Origin of the sequence: Globicatella sp. HMSC072A10, from assembly GCF_001811625.1 — a bacterium.
Lineage (GTDB): Bacteria > Bacillota > Bacilli > Lactobacillales > Aerococcaceae > Globicatella > Globicatella sanguinis.
On record NZ_KV805684.1, the window covers coordinates 1 to 1,096 of the forward strand.

A 1,096-nucleotide genomic window follows, 5' to 3' on the forward strand; every position below is an offset into this window, starting at 1 on the left:
TTGACGATAAGCGGGTAACTTCAAGCCATATTTTTGATGAATCGTTTGAGCGATCAATGATGCAGACCCCAAGCTATTGTTGAGGGGAGCTTTAGGAACGGGAGCCTTCACGATTTTGTCATTAGCCCCCTCTTTTTGAGTGCAACCCTCGCATTTATAAGAAGCTTGTTTATGAATGATTCGTTTCATATGAGCAGGAATGAAGACAAGCTCTTCACGAACAGCACTAGCACCTATCTGTTTCATAGATTCCCCACAGTCTGGACACTGGCAGTTTGAAAGTTCGTGTAGCTTTTCTTCGGCAGGGAACTGGTCGAGAATCGCCCGCTTGATCCCTTTATTCTTCTTTGCTTTACGCTTATGAGCCTTCACTTCTTGGACGATATCTTCTTCTAGTTCTAGGCTGTCTAGAGCTTCCTGCCAATCCTCGAACAGACTGGTTTGTCCAGGTTGAGGCGCCGTTTCTTTCTTGCGACCAAACTGTTGGTTCATCATCAAACGAAGCTGTTCTTTCAACCATTCAATTTCACGTTCTTGTGTTTCAATAATATCGATTAGTTGTTCAGGTGTCTGCGTCTCTATGGATTTGATGTCCATTCCCGGACCTCCCTTCTGTTCAAATTTCTTTGATTATATACCTTGTAAGCGATTTAATCAAGTTTTTTTCACATTGTGTAAGATCCTTCCAATGATTGAACGGATGGTTCGATCAAAAAGCCATCCATAAGCTGAATCAGTTGGTGACGGTCAATTTCCTTCAGTGACTCCTCCTGTCTAGGCCAATGAATTCGGCCAGATTCATAGCGTTTATACAGTAACCAGAAACCTTGGCCGTCCCAATAAAGAGCTTTAAAGCGGTCAAGCCTGGACCCGCAGAATAGAAAGAGATTCTTTTCAAAGGGATTTAATTGATAATCATTTTGAACGAGAGCAGCCAGAGAATCAACTCCCTTGCGTAAGTCTGTCCGACCAGTCATAATGTAATAGCGTTTAGCAGCATCGAGATTAATAATCAATCAACCACCTCCATAAGTTTTAACTTAATCATACAGGAGGTGGTTGGGCTGTGATACGTACCTGGTTATTCGGCGTTTAC

At 42.7% G+C, this 1,096-nt stretch carries 2 protein-coding genes; both read right to left on the reverse strand.

What is annotated here, in order from left to right:
- Positions 1 to 597: IS66 family transposase zinc-finger binding domain-containing protein (locus tag HMPREF2811_RS11530; protein WP_210386540.1), on the reverse strand; the 597-nt coding region annotated here is incomplete at its 3' end.
- A gap of 68 nt (positions 598 to 665) precedes the next feature.
- Positions 666 to 1,016, reverse strand: coding sequence for an IS66 family insertion sequence element accessory protein TnpB (tnpB, locus tag HMPREF2811_RS03960; protein WP_084801928.1), 351 nt, complete (start codon positions 1,014 to 1,016; stop codon positions 666 to 668).
- Positions 1,017 to 1,096 lie beyond the last annotated feature (80 nt).